We start from the raw sequence: 15,846 nt of genomic DNA on the forward strand, positions 1-15,846 counted from the left end.
GTTATATCGTTCACAGACTTGCAGGTGTAAGCAACAATTTATTCATACCTTTATCAACTGATATATCAATTATTTTTGAATTTATTCTTTCCATTGTTTCGTAAAGCTTTTCGGCTTTCTTTAACATTAGTGTTGCATTTCTAAGCATAATATAAACTTGGCAATAATCTGCAAAATTTTCAATATACATATCATATGAATAACGGTTTACAGCAAGTTCCATTACCCTACAAATTTCCTCTAATGTAAAATTGGCAGCTCCTGTATCAGGACAAAAGCCAACCACTCCTTTATTAGGGTCAAAAAATATGTATTTATCATTCTCTGCTTTATACACCAACATAGAATGCCCCTCATCCTCAATGACATCTTCTTCATTACAAGCATAGCAAAAATAACTAAATTCTAAGTAGCATCCTATCTCCACATCATTTAACGCACATTTGATTTGTTCTTGCTCAGTATAGATCCATAGTTCTGTTGAAGATAAATTATTATTTAATTCCTTATATATTATGTCATCATAATAAAATTGATCTCCTTCTCGCTTTTCAATGCTCTGAACATCAAGAATAGGTAAGAATTGCGATAAAAACTGCATCATTAATAACTTTTTCGTTTGTTCTTTTTTTCCATCAATATAATTCATAAAATCTTGTTCAGATATAATATTATCAGACTCGAGAAATGCAACAAAATCTTGCCTATTCTCTAATTTTACAAAAGTAATAAAGTAACTTAATGAGTGACATAGCCCTTTTTTGGAATCAAAATCTAAAATTTCTTCAAATCTATCTTTTAATTGTACAATTTTAGATATACTATCTGACATAAAAGTATTCAAATTAAATTGAATAGCTTTCTCACTTTCAAATAATTTATTATATTGTTCTTCAGCTGATAAATCCGGTGCTTTGTATACATATCTACCATTTTCTCTACGTATACCTTCTATATCTTTAATTATACCTTGTTCTACATTTTTACTGATAGAAATTTGGTGCTTTCCTTTATTGGCAAATTGATTTAAAAACTCCGCAATTTTCTGTTTTGAGAGTCTTATTTCAACTTGTCCATCTTCTCTATCTTCAGTTTTACAAAACACTTTAACTCTAGGATGTTCCTTATCAGTACAGACTTTTAATACAATAGGTTGAGCAATGCGATTAACATATTTTGGCATATTATTTATTAAGATATTAACTATATATCTTAATAATGGTATAAATTACACTACTTGTCAACTAACATCTTGATAAATTAATAATATTTATTATATAAAAAAGTAAATTACATAGTAGGTGGTGTCATGCAAGTAGCTGACACTGGAATGGCTTTGTTGCATCACTCTTCGGATAATAGGTAACGTGGAATAAATTCATGAAGCTATCTCAAATTTAGCCATGCCTATATCAGTAAATTTGTTAAGCAAATAACACTTGAGTAGCAGTTCTCTCTCACGATTAACCTCAGATTTGTTTCTAAAACTAAACCCAAATGTTTGCTTCAGTCGCGAGAAAAAACTTTCTATATAAGATCTCTTCCCATAATTTATCTCTTTTTTCCACCTCTTCATACCATCTTCATCATATGACTTTATGAGCTTGATTGTAGAATTTCTCTCATCCATATAATCCAACTTTGGATGCTCTATTGCATTATTTTGCGGAGGAATCCTTGTCTTTATGTCAAGCTCATCGCACAGTTTGTATAACTTCTTTCGATTATATGCCCTGTCTGCATATAGTGTGCTTATATTATATTTAACATCAATCCTTGCAATAAGATCACATGCTCCATAGTGGTCAGAATAAACTCCGCCACTGTATTTTGCTGCTATAACTTTTTTGCTACCTATCTCTAGCATTACATGCAGTTTTCTTGTTTGCTCATAGCAGCGATACTTTCTATCTGTACCATTTGCCTTGCTATGACCTGGAATATTATTGTAGATCAGTACTATCTATGGCAATCTCAATATCTTCTGTATTATTTTTATCATGTCTTCGATCATTAATTTTGATGTTAAGTTTTTTAAGCCTTCTTGAGGCCTGGGAATAGCTAATAACTTGCAAGTTTTTCCTTACTTGCTCAAGGTACCCTGCTATAAATCCCGCTGTTTGTCTCAGACCTATTCTAAATAAATAAGTTATTATGTGAACCAGAATCACGACCTTATCGCTATAAATATAGTTGCCACCAGCCATTTTTGGACCTTTTTCGTACCAATTTTCTATGGCATCATTGACGTAATAAAAAATATTTCCCCTCTCTTGGAGAAATTTGTTATATTCATGGCAGTTACTGACTCTCATTTTTTGTGGCATATTTTTCTTTAGTAGGTTAAATGCTTGTCTTATAGTGAATTTTGTCAGTAACTGCCAGTTCTTTTTATTTGACCTATGCAACAAAGCCCACTGGAATCCAGGAATTTTGATTCTAAATTAGGTATTGGTCTTAAATTAAAATAAACGTTTGTGATGAGATTATATGAAAAACTGGATCCCAGTGTCGGAGCACTGGGATGACACCATTTGTTGTAAACTCACTTTTACTCTATGGTTATACTACCTTGCCGCTATCCTGAACGGATACCAATATTTACCCATTAAAAACAACAACATTTTTCCGAATAACTGTAATTTAAGGCTAAATCAACGCAAACTAATTTCTACTTTTTTCAATGATTTTTTTTGCTTCTTCTACATCAGCCCATTCTCCAACTGTCACCGTTTTTCCCTTTTCTAAATCTTTATAATGAGAAAAGAAATGAGCTATTTTATCTAGTAAGCTTTTAGGTAGGTCAGAATAGTTGTTTATATTGTCATAATAGCTATCAACACTAGAGATAGGTACGGCTAATATTTTTTCATCCTCTCCTTTCTCGTCTTTGGTAAGTAATGCACCTACTGGACGCACTGATATCAAAACTCCAGACGCTAAAGGAAATTGAGTGAGCACCAAAACATCCACAGGATCACCATCACCTGCACATGTATTTGGTACAAATCCATAATTGCAAGGATAAGTCATTGAAGTAGACAAAAATCTGTCAACTTGTAATAATCCGAGCTCTTTATTAAATTCATACTTTACGGGTTCAGCATTTGCGCCTATTTCAATTACTACATTTATTTCATCTGGTTTTGTTGTTACTTTGCTTAAATCCATGGATTACCTCGTTATTCAAGAGAAGATATTATATAGCATACACTTTAAAAGTGCTACATTTATCATTCATAAGTAGAGATTCATGATTGCATAGGACCATTTGCAAAACTGTTAATAGTTGTATCATTGATCGTTGAATGTGGCGGTTCTTGAGGTGATTTTAGTAGTTAAAATAAAGCATATACTATTACGATAGTAAGTACTGCAGCAACTATGAAATTGATGAGATTATTTTGTGGCAAAATATTTGTTATTGAGTTGAATAACTTTTGCTCCATAAAGAAATAATCAGCAGTATATAATCCAATAGACAATATAAACATACCTAAAGCTAATTTACAAAATGTGTTTTTATGATTTTTGTTTTTTTTGTTACTGATAGTAGAGTTTAGTCTGCATTCACTTTGTGGCACTGAGTAATACGTATTCTCAGGGTTTGTTACTAATTGTTCAAATGCATCACTATTTTGGTTTTTTAGTAGTTGCTCTAGAGTACGTTTGATATTTTTAGGATATAGAGAATCTTGACTGTCTTGCTCTCTTGCAGCTGTAAATGTCCCGTTCAATTCACTTATACCTCTATAATTAAGTGTATACTTGGTGAATCCATTTCTATACGGTAACTCAATTTTTCTTAATACGTTTATTAACTGTAAGATGTAACTGTAATATAGTGGTGTGTTGATTACTCTAGCTTTCTCATTAATATATTGATTGAGTGATAAAATATCTCCATTTCCAGTACATGTAGAAAATATACCATAACTAGAAAATAGTAATGCTATGTCTTTATCTATTTTTATACTGTGAATCGAGTAATAATGATTTATTACCTCTTTACATAAGCTAAACTCTTTATCAAATTCATTTGCATAGCTTATTTTGAGTAACTTTTTAACATTATTGAGTACTTGTTTCTCAAAGTCATCATTATTGTTAAATAGAGCTTCACCTTTCGGATTTGCTAGAATATTAAAAAGCTTTAGTTTTTTTTGATCTTCTGTCAATTCTACTTGATCTACAATTTCCCTTAGCAGTTTCTTCGAAGTGTCACAAAGAGTAGGTATTTTTTTACTTTCAACTGCAGCATATATTTTATCAATTACTTCTTGAGTATTGAACTGAGCATTTTCTGCAAGAACTCTATAAGCTTGAACATAAATTAAAAACAATCCTTGTAAACTAAATTTTAAGTTAAAATATTTATCTAATGGCTCTTGTTCTTTTTTATTAATGAATTCGGATAGAACTATATGATTTCTGCAATCCATGCAATGATGTAAGTCAGCATGTTGAAAACTGCCCAAACGAATAAATGCGGCCTCTAGTAAATTGCCCTTACCAACAATTTTTATTAACTCTTCAACTTCTTTAACCATCCCTCTAGTCCACAATATAATAATTATCTTTATAGTATAAAGAATATAGGATAAAACAGCAATAAATTTTATTGTATGTTTACATTCTGCATTAAAAAATTAAACCACCAAGTTAGGAGCATATCCAACCTCCACCTATAACTTGTTCGCCCTTATATGCTACACAGGCTTGACCTGGACTGATGCCAAAGTAATCGTCGTTTAAAATTACACAGGCTTTGTTCTTTTCGTCAGTTGAATATATTGTCGCTAAGCTTCCTGCATGTGATGACCTAAGCTTCACAGTTACTTCCATGCCTTCTTTTGGTTGTTCTAACCAATTTAACTCTTTGACCAATATCTTTTTTTGCATTAGAGCATTGATCGGGCCTACTACAACTTCATTATTTTCTGTATTAATTTTTATCACGTAAAGAGGCTCATTGTGTGCGATGCAGAGGCCTCTTCTCTGTCCCACTGTAAAATTTACTATGCCGCTGTGCTCACCTAGCACTTTTCCATGAATATCTACTATTTTACCTTTCTGTACAGATTGTGGAGCTAATTTAGCTATTGTTTTACTATAGCTTTCGAAAACAAAGCATATATCTTGACTATCCGGCTTTTCAGAAATTTGTAAGCCAAAATACTTTGCTAATTTTCTTATATCACTTTTATAGAACCCACCTAATGGAAATCGCAAAAGCTTTAACTGCTCCTCAGTAGTTGCAAACAAAAAATAACTTTGATCTTTACTTTTATCGATGCTTCTACACAATTTTACCTCACCATTTTCTTCTAATCTTCTTACGTAATGTCCTGTTACGAGCACATCCGCACCAAGATTTTTTGTAACTTGCAATAGATCGCGAAATTTTACTGTTTGGTTACACCTTACGCACGGTATGGGAGTTTCTCCACACATATAGGTATTTGCAAAATCCTCTATTACTTCCTTTTTGAATATTTCCTCGTAGTTTAAAACATAGTGGGGAAAGCCAACACTTTCAGCCACGTATTTGGCATCATAAATATCCTGTCCAGCGCAGCATGCACCCTTTCTCGCATTACCATCACTGCCATAGAGCTGAAGAGTCACACCTATCACTTCGTACCCAAGGTTATACAGCAGTGCTGCAGCAACGGAGCTATCAACTCCCCCGGACATTGCAACAATAGCCTTAGTTTGATGCGGAGCTTTATCTTTTAATAAAGGTTCAATTTCAAATTCTTTTAGCATATAATTTATAAACACAAACCTGTGTCAAGCACTGGAATCCAGTTTCTATTACACAATTTCATCGAAACAGCATACTTATTTGTAGTCAAGTTCCAGTGTCAAGCGCTGGGATGACACCCCTTCCTGCTGGAAGTTGCCTTTAAATTACTTGGTGCGTGACACTGGGATCTCATTTATATTACATAATTCCATCAAAACAATTCGATAAACTGCCTTCAAAAACAATTTAATCTTGCTTGAATAAAACATGGCCAAAATAGTCCATGTTTTCAAGTACTTTTCCGCTACCCAGGGCAACACAACAAAGTGGATCATCTGCAACACGAACTGGTAATTTTGTTGTTTCACTAATAACTTTACTCAAGTTGCGCAATAACCCACCTCCACCAGATAAAATTATTCCTCTATCAACTATATCAGAAGAAAGTTCGGGTGGAGTACTCTCCAGTGCAGTTCTAATAGCAGAAATTATCTGATGTACAGGCTCTATTAGGCTCTCTGCAACTTGATATTCTGATAAAAGCATTTCTTTTGGCATACCACTCACTAAATCCCTGCCTTTAATTATCATTCCCTCTTTGTTGTTTTCAACTGGCAGACTGGCTGAACCGACGTTTTTCTTAATTTTTTCAGCAGTTGTTTCGCCAATCAATAACTTATGATTTTCACGAATGTATGACTTTATTGCCTCATCCATAATATCACCACCTACTCTGGCAGAACGTGAATAAACAATTCCACCTAAAGAAATAATTGCAACTTCAGTTGTACCACCTCCTATGTCAACAATCATAGAACCTTCAGGTTCGGTAACTGGAAGTCCAGCCCCAATTGCTGCAGCCATTGGTTCTTCAATTAAGAATACTTCATTTGCACCAGCACTTTCTGCTGCATCTTGTATAGCACGCCTTTCAACTGGTGTAGATCCAGATGGAACACATATGATAATACTAGGCTTATTAACAGTGAATCTTGTGTTTGCGCTGCGTATGAAATATTTTAACATTTCTTCCGCGCTTTTAAAATCAGCAATAACTCCGTCTTTCAAGGGTCTTATCGCTTCTATTTCTCCAGGTGTTTTTCCGAGCATCATCTTAGCTTTTTTGCCAAAAGCATAAGGAACGTAACTTCCTTTTTCTTTTACTCTTGCTACAACTGAGGGTTCATCAAGCACTATCCCCTGACTTTTCTGATAAACTAAAGTATTTGCAGTACCAAGATCTATAGCAATATCGCTAGCAAATAAACCTTTGAAAGTAAAAAAATTTCTGATTAAATTCTGAACAAAACTCATACACAACTCAAGAAAACCATTTATTGAGACAAATTATACTTTTCAGATAAGTAACTAGTGTAGCACTCAATATCTAAATCCCTACCTGTTACCTTTTTTAGCTGTTCCAAAAAGCCATAATTTGCACTATATACATTTTTAGAGAACCAATCGATAAGTAAACTGAAATCTCCTTTTACTATAGAATCTAAAAATCCGTAATGATTTTTCTTAATGAAAGAAAAAAACTGCACAGCAGCGATTAACGCTATGACTTTAATAGGAAAGTAGCCTATAACACCACTTATCCAATACTCATCTTGAAAATAAGTGTCTAGCTCATTTTTAGCTTTTACTGAAATCTTGTAATGCTTCATACCTTCCAACCATTTATCGTGTAGATCTTTAACTTCTAACGTACCATTTATTAGATCTTGTTCTAATTTAGTTCTTAGCATAATGTGAGCCAATAAACTAAATTCATCCGCATTCTTCAAAAAAGATGAAAGATTTACTTTATTGAAAATCAAATACAAATTTTCAACACTACTATTAATTTTGCCTTTTGTAGAAAGTTTCTCCTTTATGTGTGGTTGAATGAACTCAATAAATTCTCTGGATGTTCCAATGATCCTTTCCATGAATAACCCTTGAGTTTCATACATAATATGTTTTGTAATTGAGCTCTTTATAGAATTTTGCGCTAAACATTTTTGATGAATTGCATAACCAGTATGCCGTAAAAGTAAAAATAAACCATAACAAAGGTCAGATTCATCATAATCGATAGGATCGTAATAAGAAATGGAAATCTCATTTGGTGTAACACTCATTTGCTGTAAGAATAAGGAACCAAGTTCAATCTGTCTCTGAACCGTAACTTTTTGTATATTAGTAACCTTATCCTTCTTCTGCTTTTGAGTTACTTTCTCTACATTTTCACTAAAAAATTTACCTAGCTTAGGAAATATTTCCTTTATGTTCTTTTCTGTGATATTAGAGTCATAGTCAGCAAGCAATGACTCATAGTTTGAGCGCTTTAATTGCTGCGATTTTATAGAAGCTGCTTCACGAGTAAGCTTAATTAGGTTAGTAAAGCATTCTTTCAGCTTTTCTAAGTTACTAATTTCAGAATTAGTTAGCCTCCATAAGTTTTGGCATTCAATCTTAGCTTTGGACAAAGATTTTACTAAATCAACAGGAATAGCACTGCTGCTTTTGTGTATCCCCTCTATTAACTTTAGCTGCTGAATATTCGCACTCTTTTTATTCTTAAGAGCATTCGCTAATGATTCCTTTATTGCATCATGAGAGATAATTTCATGTCTGATTTCCTCTAGAAGACACATTTGCTCGATCTTATCCTCTATATCCAGTTGGCTTTTGCTTAGTAGTTTTAGTATGTTTTCGATATTCCTTACCTTATGTAATACTTCCTCTAGAAACTTATAAGATCTCATTTTTATTCATTGCTTTGAAACATCCGCTTAATATCGTAATAGATTAATAATAAAGTTAAAAGTATATTTGCTTAAAGTACAATAAAAAATTGTATTTTTATTCTTTTATTGTACTTCATTGCTAAAAATTGAGCATCTTATCAGAAAATTAATTATAAGATTGTAAAGAAAACATTTAGTATTTTATTTCCCTTGACTCTATTCTAGTATAGAGGGATTATTAGTACTAAAATTAAAATTACGCACTATATTTTAAATTTATGGAGGTTTAGTGATGTGGAGTAGACTGATTATAATGTGTTGTTTTTGTTTACTGCTTACTGGTGTAAGTTCTTGCCCTACAAAAGGAGTAAATACGACAAATAAAATGAATGCTGTTGTTAAGCAGATAGGTGATAAAAGAGTTTTCTTTGGTTATGATGAATCTAGTATCAGTGAAGTGAGTGCAGATGCATTACTTGACGTGATGGAAGTGTTACAAAATAATCCTGACGCAAAGGTCACTTTAACTGGTCATACTGACAATCGTGGTTCTCACGAGTATAATCTTGCACTAGGAGCTAGAAGAGCAGATGCAGCTAAAAAATTTATGGTCAGCTGTACACCTTATCTAGAAAATAGAATAAAAACTGCTTCTAAAGGTGAAACTGAGCCTTTGGTTAATGTAAAAGATGATTCTAGAAATTCTAAATATGAAAAAGAGCATGCTAAAAATCGTAGAGTGGAATTTTCATTTTCTGGAATAAAGAAGTAGTTTCTTGCATTAAAACCTGGATCCCAGTGTCAAGCACTGGGATGACAAAAGAGAGCAATTCCGCTACTTGTTAGCGGGATCTATATATACCACAAATAAGTCGCTGTATGACGTAGAGACTATCTGGCCATCAAGAAACATAATGAAATTAGAGTTATTATTTCAAAATATAGCTAATAGCTTTGCTTTCCATAACCATATTGCAGTCGCAGTATCAGGTGGTGTAGATAGTATAGTCTTACTGCACTTAATGACTAACTGGGCAAAAAAAAACAAGCTTTCACTTCCTATAGCATTAACAGTAAATCATGGGTTACGTTCAGAGTCCCAAAAAGAAGCTGATTTTGTTATAAGTTATGCAAAAGAACTTGGAGCAAAGGAATCGTTCATATTAAATTGGGAGAAGCAAAATATTAAAGGTAATATTCAGTTACAGGCACGAAAAGCACGATATAAGTTACTAGAAGAGTGGTGTAAAAACAATAATGTTAAATGTTTGCTCGTTGCTCATCACAAAGATGATCAAGCAGAAACGTTCTTATTAAGATTGGAGCGAGGTAGTGGCGTAGATGGATTATCATCAATGGATTACAAATCTTTCTTAAATGGTATTTATATATTTAGGCCGTTATTAAATTTTAGTCGTAGTGAAATAGAAAAGTACGCTAATCTTCACCGGTTAAAATGGATCGAAGATAGAAGCAATTATGACTTAAAATACAGACGAACTTTATACCGTAACTTACTTAAAGCAAGTGACAATCAAGAGATTTTAACAGAGCGAATATGCCTCACAGCCCTTCATATGAAAAGAGCTGCAAAAGCGTTGATGCACTACACACGCCTTGCACTTAATGACTGCGTTAATATTCATGATCTTGGTTATATTGAAATTAAACTAGATGAACTTTATAAACTGCCAGAGGAAATAGCTTTAAGGCTTCTTCTTTATTCTATAATGGCAATTGTCAACAAGCACTATAAGCCAAGGTACCGTAGCCTTATCGCAATATTTAACAAAATATCGCAAAAAGATAGTGATATTAACTGTACACTCTCTGGGTGCAAAATAAGAAAATATGGAGGGAGCATCTTGATAATGAGAGAATCATCAAAGATACAGGAAATTACTGTACACCTAACATTAAATGTCCCTATTGAATGGGACAATAGATTTAGCTGTACAATACTTAGCAATCAGAAGTGTTCAGTAACTATTGCTCCGCTAAAAAAAACACAAAAAGTTCCTGAATTTCTGAAGGATTACAACTGCTGCCCTGAAGTTTTCTACTCTTTGCCTACAGTACAAAAAGATGGAAAGGTGCTTGCTTATCCTGATATAAATTATAACGGAAAAAATACCAATGACGATAAAGTTCAATGCATTATTAATAGCACAATAAAGCAAAATTTGGTAAGCTTGATTAGTATTTAATTAGAAATGTAAATGAAAAAATTTTTAGAAGGCTTATTGATCTGGTTAGTGATTATTGTTCTTATTTCAGTTGCTTATATTCAATTTAGCGGAAGTATAAGTAAGAGTAAAACAACCATACCTTTTTCAGAATTTTTAACTAGACTAGAAGATAATGATATAGAAAATATTACAATAAGAAACCAAAGCATCGAAGGGAAGTTTAGGGATGGGTCAGCCTTTAACTCAAGTGGTGTTATATATAGTGACTTAATAAAAAGTTTGCATGATAGGAAAGTGAAGTTCTCCTTTTCAATTGGAGACTCTGCAATAGGTATAATTGGTGGATTACTTATTCAATGGGTTCCGACGCTTATCTTTATCGGTTTATTACTTTTCCTTTTTAAACAAATGCAAGCAGGAGGTAATAGAACTATAAGCTTTGGCAAATCAAAAGCTAGGCTTATGACTACTGGAAAAAAAGTGACATTTGATGATGTTGCTGGGATTGATGAAGCAAAAGAAGAGTTGGTTGAAATTGTTGATTTTCTTAAACAAAGGCAAAAATTTCAAGTGTTAGGTGGGAAGATACCAAAAGGATGTCTTTTAATTGGTTCCCCTGGAACTGGTAAAACTCTACTTGCTCGTGCAATTGCAGGTGAAGCTAATGTACCGTTTTTTAGTATTTCTGGATCTGATTTCGTTGAAATGTTTGTCGGTGTTGGTGCAAGCCGTGTCCGGGATATGTTTGATCAAGGCAAGAAAAATGCTCCTTGTATAATTTTCATAGACGAAATAGATGCAGTAGGTAGGCATCGCGGCATCGGTCTTGGTGGCGGTAACGACGAAAGGGAACAAACATTAAACCAGTTACTGGTTGAGATGGATGGTTTCGAGTCTAATGAAGGTGTGATAATAGTTGCTGCAACTAACCGTCCAGACGTCCTAGATCCAGCACTACTTAGACCTGGTCGTTTCGATCGACAGATTACTATTTCTTTACCTGATATAAATGGGCGTGAGAAAATATTAAATACGCATATAAAGAAAATATCGATAGCACCAGATGTAAACGTAAAAACAGTTGCGAAGGGAACGCCAGGTTTTTCAGGGGCTGATCTAGCAAATTTAGTGAATGAGTCTGCGCTTATTGCTGCAAGAAGAAATAAGAAAATTGTTACCATGGATGATTTTGAGTATGCACGTGATAAAGTGATGATGGGCATGGAAAGAAGGTCCTTAGTCATTACAGAAGAAGAAAAAAAGCTTACTGCTTACCATGAAGCTGGTCATGCAGTAGTTGCAGTTAATATGCCTGCTTCTGATCCTATACACAAAGCAACAATTATTCCACGTGGTAGAGCACTCGGTTTAGTTATGAGACTACCAGAAACAGATAGAGTGTCCCTCACAAGAGAAAAGATGCTAGCAGATATAACTGTTGCAATGGGTGGACGTGTGGCAGAAGAGCTAATTTTTGGCTATGATAAAGTCACAAGCGGTGCATCTTCAGATATAAAACTAGCATCAGATTTATCACGTTCTATGGTGACAAAATGGGGAATGAGCGACAAAATAGGTCCGATCTATCATAATCGCGAACAAATCACACATGATTCTGAGACAATTTCTGAAGATACGTTAAGACTTATAGATGAGGAAGTAAAGAAAGTCGTATTTTCTTGCTATGAAAAAGCAAAAGACATTTTAACCAAGCGTAGGAAAGACTTGGAGCTCATTGCTGAAAATCTACTGGAGTTTGAAACTTTAACAGGAGATGAAATAAGAGACATATTAAGTGGAAAAAAAATTGTTAGAAATGAAAATGAAGGTAAAGAAGAGATAAGAAGATCCTCTCTCTAATAAGATCTGGCTTTATTTAACCGCTAAAACAAAAATTTTTAATTAATTAGCTTAAGTTGTAAGATCATAGTTAAGCCGATGTATTTTATAAATGGACTTTTTTGAACATTCTTCCAATTTTTTTCTAAATAACTCTTTGCCTATTTAAATAAGCATATTCAGTATTAGAGCTTTCCAGACCGCTACTAGGAGAAAGATTAGGTTCTTGACCTTTAAACATCTCTATTAGCTTTAATACAGGAGCAGTTCCTGCTACAAGCTCCTATAACAGCAGTAGCACCCATGATGAGAAGAATCGGTTCTGCAGTGGTGATTACACAAAGCTCAATACATAAACCAGCAATGACCATACCAACCATTATACCAATGAAAGCACCTACAATTATGGATGAAACTACACCAATTAATTGTCCTATTTTTGAACTAAGTGGTACTTCTCTTTCACGTCTAATACGCCTAATATAGCGTGACCTCATTTGTCCTCTCATTATTACATTTTCATCCCTGTTTCCAAAGAGATTCAATGACGCTTCTCTTTCTCTAATAAAATTTGGCCACATTTGTTGTTCTCTTGCCCTTCTTCGCTCTCTCATTATTATGTTTTCCTCAAAGAGGTTTAGTGGTACTTCTCTCTCTCACCTCTAATTCTAACATGATTTAGCTGTGCTTGTTCTACTAATAATCTTATTGTACTTTTTATTTCATTTAGCGGTGCTCTTCCTCCAATATCCTTAATTGCCTTCTCAAATTTTAATAGCGACTTGTTATTTAGTCTGACATTATTCTGAGAATCACAAACAATAACCCAATCTAAAATTGGCTTTTTTTAACCACCATACTCTATATCATCATTAATGTGTTCCTTTAGTTTTTTAATTATCTCTACTGCTCTTGTTTCCATAGCTTCCATGGCGCTATCTTCACTTTCTATGAGTATATTGAAAACAATTCCTAATAACTCCTGTTGTAAATCCTTTCGTTCTTTAATATTCATAATTAGCCTCAACTTTTATATGCTATTTTGCCAAAATAATTTTACCAAATAAGTAATATATATACAATAATTCTCATTTAAAAATTTTTTTACATTGGCCTATCTAAGTTATGTTTTAGGATGTAAAAGCTTCTTACTTTAATACTTTATTAAAGTAAACCATATATGGATTGCTATTTAGGAGCAGCTGTTGTACTTTAATCAGAAGGTACAGTAATGTAAGAAGGAGGTACTTTATGTCTTTAAAAAATGAAATTTCTTAGTTGATAGAGCAACAGCTTGGCATTAAATATCATGACAATTGCTTAGCTTACACTATACATAATTCGGCTGCAGGTGAAATATCCGATTCTATTGCTCTTTGCATAGTTGGCTGTGGCGATTGTGAGATTAAGTATCAAGGTATTGCTAATTCATTTAACATAACGAAAGAAGAAATTAACCAAAGTAATATAGAAAGCATAAAAAATAAGATAGAAAGTGAAGCTAGAAAAGAAGGTAGTGAATTTTCCGAGTTGATTTCTAGAATGGATCAATCGCTGAAAGAACAAAGTGAAAAGTCTATTATACAGATTTTAAATTCATCTGCTGAAGAGATGTTAAGGAGTTTTTGTGGTAGTTCTATACAGAGAACAGAGGATAAAGAAGTTAGTCTGTCCTCTGCTTCACATGAAGAGCCTGCTACAGAAGATTCGGAAACTACTATTAATTCTGATCTTTTATCAATTTAACCAGCTCCTCATATAAATTTTTTCTGTACCTAAGCTATATGTTTGTGAGAGGATAGTAAGCACTACATTTTTCTATTTCCATTATAACAGATTCGTCTATTTTCATGATGATCTTACTATTTGTACTCTTTCTAGGACTAAGCAATAGAAATAGTAGGATAACAGTAGTCAACCAAGATTCCAGCATCACGTACTAGGATGATATAAGTATCATAATTTACGATTAGATTGACATAGGGTAAAGAGTAAATTAAAAATTAAATAGATCTTTTAATGCAGAATAAATGCCCATAGAAATATTGATGCCCGCTCTTTCCCCAACAATGAGTAAAACTGGAGGAAAAATTGTAAAGTGGTGTAAAAAAGAACAAGATAAAGTTGAAATAGGTGATGTAATCGCTGAAATTGAGACTGATAAAGCCATAATGGAGTTTGAATCTGTCGATGAAGGAGTTTTAGCAAAAATTTTAGTGTCGGAAGGAACAAGTGGTGTGCCTGTAAATCAACTGATAGCTCTAATGTTAGAGGAAGGGGAAGATAAAAGCGCACTTGATTTAGCTTCTGCCATCAATACCAAGGTTGAGAAGGAGGTTGAAGCCGATTTTTCAGTATCATCCAACCCTTCGATTTCATCTAGCTCTTCAATGTCATCCCAGTGCGTGACACTGGGATCTAAAAAAGAGGATAGAGCAACAGAAAATAGAATAAAAGTAAGCCCCTTAGCTAAAAAAATAGCTCAAAATGAAGGTGTTGATATAAAGCGATTAAAAGGTACAGGTCCATATGGTCGTATCATCAAAGCTGATGTATTAGAATTTTTAGATCAAACTAAAAGCTATGAGAGATTTGAGGAAAATACAACAGTTGAAGTAAGTAATATGCGCCAAGTGATAGCGCAGCGCCTAGTTGAATCTAAGCAAAATATTCCACACTTTTATTTAACTATAGACTGCCACTTTGATAAGCTAATATCGCTCAAAAATGAGGTTAATTCAGCAAATGAGAACAATAAAGTAACAATTAATGACTTAATTATAAAAGCTGTGGCTTTCAGCATGAAAAAATTTCCTGATATAAACTCATCGTGGATAGATACTAAAATAGTAAGATACTCAAATATAGATATCTCAATTGCTGTAGCGCTTGAGGATGGACTGATTACTCCTATAGTAAAAAATGCTGATGAAAAAAGTGTTTTATCTATATCAAAAGAAGTGAAAGATTTAGTAAATAGGGCAAGATCTGGAAAACTAAAGCCTGAAGAATTTCAAGGAGGAGGATTTACTATCTCCAACTTAGGCATGTTTGGTATAAAAACTTTCAGCGCTATAATCAATCCACCGCAATCTTGCATTATGGCTGTTGGTGAATCTAAAAAACAGCCGGTTGTCATAGGTGAAAAAATAGAGATAGCAGAGATAATGACAGTTACTCTCTCTGTTGACCACAGAGCAGTTGATGGAGCACTCGGAGCAAAATTTTTAAATGCCTTTAAGTACTATATAGAAAACCCTACGGTGATGCTTCTTGAGCCTTTATTATTATAATAAAATTAATACCTCTTAGTTTATACTTTTGTTAGTTAATA

The 15,846-nt window shown here is 33.5% G+C and carries 11 protein-coding genes and 2 pseudogenes; 5 read left to right on the top strand and 8 right to left on the bottom strand.

The features are described 5' to 3' along the window. Positions 1 to 10: 10 nt before the first annotated feature. From JKF54_RS03135 to JKF54_RS03170, 7 genes and pseudogenes are all read right to left on the bottom strand, one after another. Entirely contained in the window at positions 11 to 1,183 is a 1,173-nt protein-coding gene (locus JKF54_RS03135) for a hypothetical protein (protein ID WP_211907521.1), read from the bottom strand. Positions 1,184 to 1,378: 195 nt separating this feature from the next. After that, a pseudogene (locus JKF54_RS06875) lies at positions 1,379 to 2,327 on the bottom strand (IS5 family transposase). Between the two features lie 337 nt (positions 2,328 to 2,664). Continuing rightward, a complete protein-coding gene (ppa, locus tag JKF54_RS03150) occupies positions 2,665 to 3,171 on the bottom strand; it encodes an inorganic diphosphatase (protein WP_211907522.1) in 507 nt (168 codons plus the stop codon). Between the two features lie 167 nt (positions 3,172 to 3,338). Further along, complete coding sequence (locus JKF54_RS03155; protein ID WP_246433090.1) at positions 3,339 to 4,550, bottom strand: WD1261 family protein; 1,212 nt, start codon at positions 4,548 to 4,550, stop codon at positions 3,339 to 3,341. A gap of 112 nt (positions 4,551 to 4,662) precedes the next feature. Further along, a complete protein-coding gene (mnmA, locus tag JKF54_RS03160) occupies positions 4,663 to 5,769 on the bottom strand; it encodes a tRNA 2-thiouridine(34) synthase MnmA (protein WP_211907523.1) in 1,107 nt (368 codons plus the stop codon). Between the two features lie 226 nt (positions 5,770 to 5,995). Then, a complete protein-coding gene (locus JKF54_RS03165) occupies positions 5,996 to 7,063 on the bottom strand; it encodes a rod shape-determining protein (RefSeq protein WP_007302210.1) in 1,068 nt (355 codons plus the stop codon). Between the two features lie 20 nt (positions 7,064 to 7,083). Next, complete coding sequence (locus tag JKF54_RS03170) at positions 7,084 to 8,502, bottom strand: gluzincin family metallopeptidase (protein WP_211907524.1); 1,419 nt, start codon at positions 8,500 to 8,502, stop codon at positions 7,084 to 7,086. A gap of 274 nt (positions 8,503 to 8,776) precedes the next feature. On the opposite strand from JKF54_RS03170, the gene JKF54_RS03175 reads away from it, so the two are divergent. From JKF54_RS03175 to ftsH, 3 genes are all read left to right on the top strand, one after another. Next, positions 8,777 to 9,256, top strand: a complete 480-nt coding sequence (locus JKF54_RS03175; protein ID WP_211907525.1) for an OmpA family protein — start codon at positions 8,777 to 8,779, stop codon at positions 9,254 to 9,256. A 142-nt stretch (positions 9,257 to 9,398) separates the two neighbouring features. Beyond that, positions 9,399 to 10,691 (top strand): tRNA lysidine(34) synthetase TilS, encoded by a 1,293-nt coding sequence (gene tilS, locus JKF54_RS03180; RefSeq protein ID WP_211907526.1) that lies wholly within the window; start codon positions 9,399 to 9,401, stop codon positions 10,689 to 10,691. Positions 10,692 to 10,703: 12 nt separating this feature from the next. Next, on the top strand, positions 10,704 to 12,533 hold the full coding sequence (ftsH, locus tag JKF54_RS03185) for an ATP-dependent zinc metalloprotease FtsH (RefSeq protein WP_211907527.1): 1,830 nt from the start codon (positions 10,704 to 10,706) through the stop codon (positions 12,531 to 12,533). A gap of 124 nt (positions 12,534 to 12,657) precedes the next feature. Here ftsH and JKF54_RS06770 read toward each other — a convergent pair. Then, a pseudogene (locus JKF54_RS06770) lies at positions 12,658 to 13,527 on the bottom strand (hypothetical protein). A 263-nt stretch (positions 13,528 to 13,790) separates the two neighbouring features. Between JKF54_RS06770 and JKF54_RS03195 the strand changes: the two are divergent. Both JKF54_RS03195 and JKF54_RS03200 read left to right on the top strand, forming a co-directional pair. After that, on the top strand, positions 13,791 to 14,258 hold the full coding sequence (locus tag JKF54_RS03195; protein ID WP_246433093.1) for a WBM0748 family T4SS-associated protein: 468 nt from the start codon (positions 13,791 to 13,793) through the stop codon (positions 14,256 to 14,258). Between the two features lie 284 nt (positions 14,259 to 14,542). Then, positions 14,543 to 15,805 (top strand): pyruvate dehydrogenase complex dihydrolipoamide acetyltransferase, encoded by a 1,263-nt coding sequence (locus JKF54_RS03200; protein WP_211907528.1) that lies wholly within the window; start codon positions 14,543 to 14,545, stop codon positions 15,803 to 15,805. The last annotated feature ends 41 nt before the right edge of the window (positions 15,806 to 15,846 follow it).

The sequence above is a fragment of the Wolbachia endosymbiont of Spodoptera picta genome (assembly GCF_018141665.1).
Lineage (GTDB): Bacteria > Pseudomonadota > Alphaproteobacteria > Rickettsiales > Anaplasmataceae > Wolbachia.

Excerpts from the sequence above, each read along its gene's own strand:
- JKF54_RS03135 (WP_211907521.1), bottom strand. The coding sequence starts at position 1,183 with ATGCCAAAATATGTTAATCGCATTGCTCAACCTATTGTATTAAAAGTC.
- JKF54_RS03200 (WP_211907528.1), top strand. The coding sequence starts at position 14,543 with ATGCCCATAGAAATATTGATGCCCGCTCTTTCCCCAACAATGAGTAAA.
- mnmA (WP_211907523.1), bottom strand. The coding sequence starts at position 5,769 with ATGCTAAAAGAATTTGAAATTGAACCTTTATTAAAAGATAAAGCTCCG.
- ppa (WP_211907522.1), bottom strand. The coding sequence starts at position 3,171 with ATGGATTTAAGCAAAGTAACAACAAAACCAGATGAAATAAATGTAGTA.
- JKF54_RS03175 (WP_211907525.1), top strand. The coding sequence starts at position 8,777 with ATGTGGAGTAGACTGATTATAATGTGTTGTTTTTGTTTACTGCTTACT.
- tilS (WP_211907526.1), top strand. The coding sequence starts at position 9,399 with ATGAAATTAGAGTTATTATTTCAAAATATAGCTAATAGCTTTGCTTTC.
- JKF54_RS03165 (WP_007302210.1), bottom strand. The coding sequence starts at position 7,063 with ATGAGTTTTGTTCAGAATTTAATCAGAAATTTTTTTACTTTCAAAGGT.
- JKF54_RS03170 (WP_211907524.1), bottom strand. The coding sequence starts at position 8,502 with ATGAGATCTTATAAGTTTCTAGAGGAAGTATTACATAAGGTAAGGAAT.
- JKF54_RS03155 (WP_246433090.1), bottom strand. The coding sequence starts at position 4,550 with ATGGTTAAAGAAGTTGAAGAGTTAATAAAAATTGTTGGTAAGGGCAAT.
- ftsH (WP_211907527.1), top strand. The coding sequence starts at position 10,704 with ATGAAAAAATTTTTAGAAGGCTTATTGATCTGGTTAGTGATTATTGTT.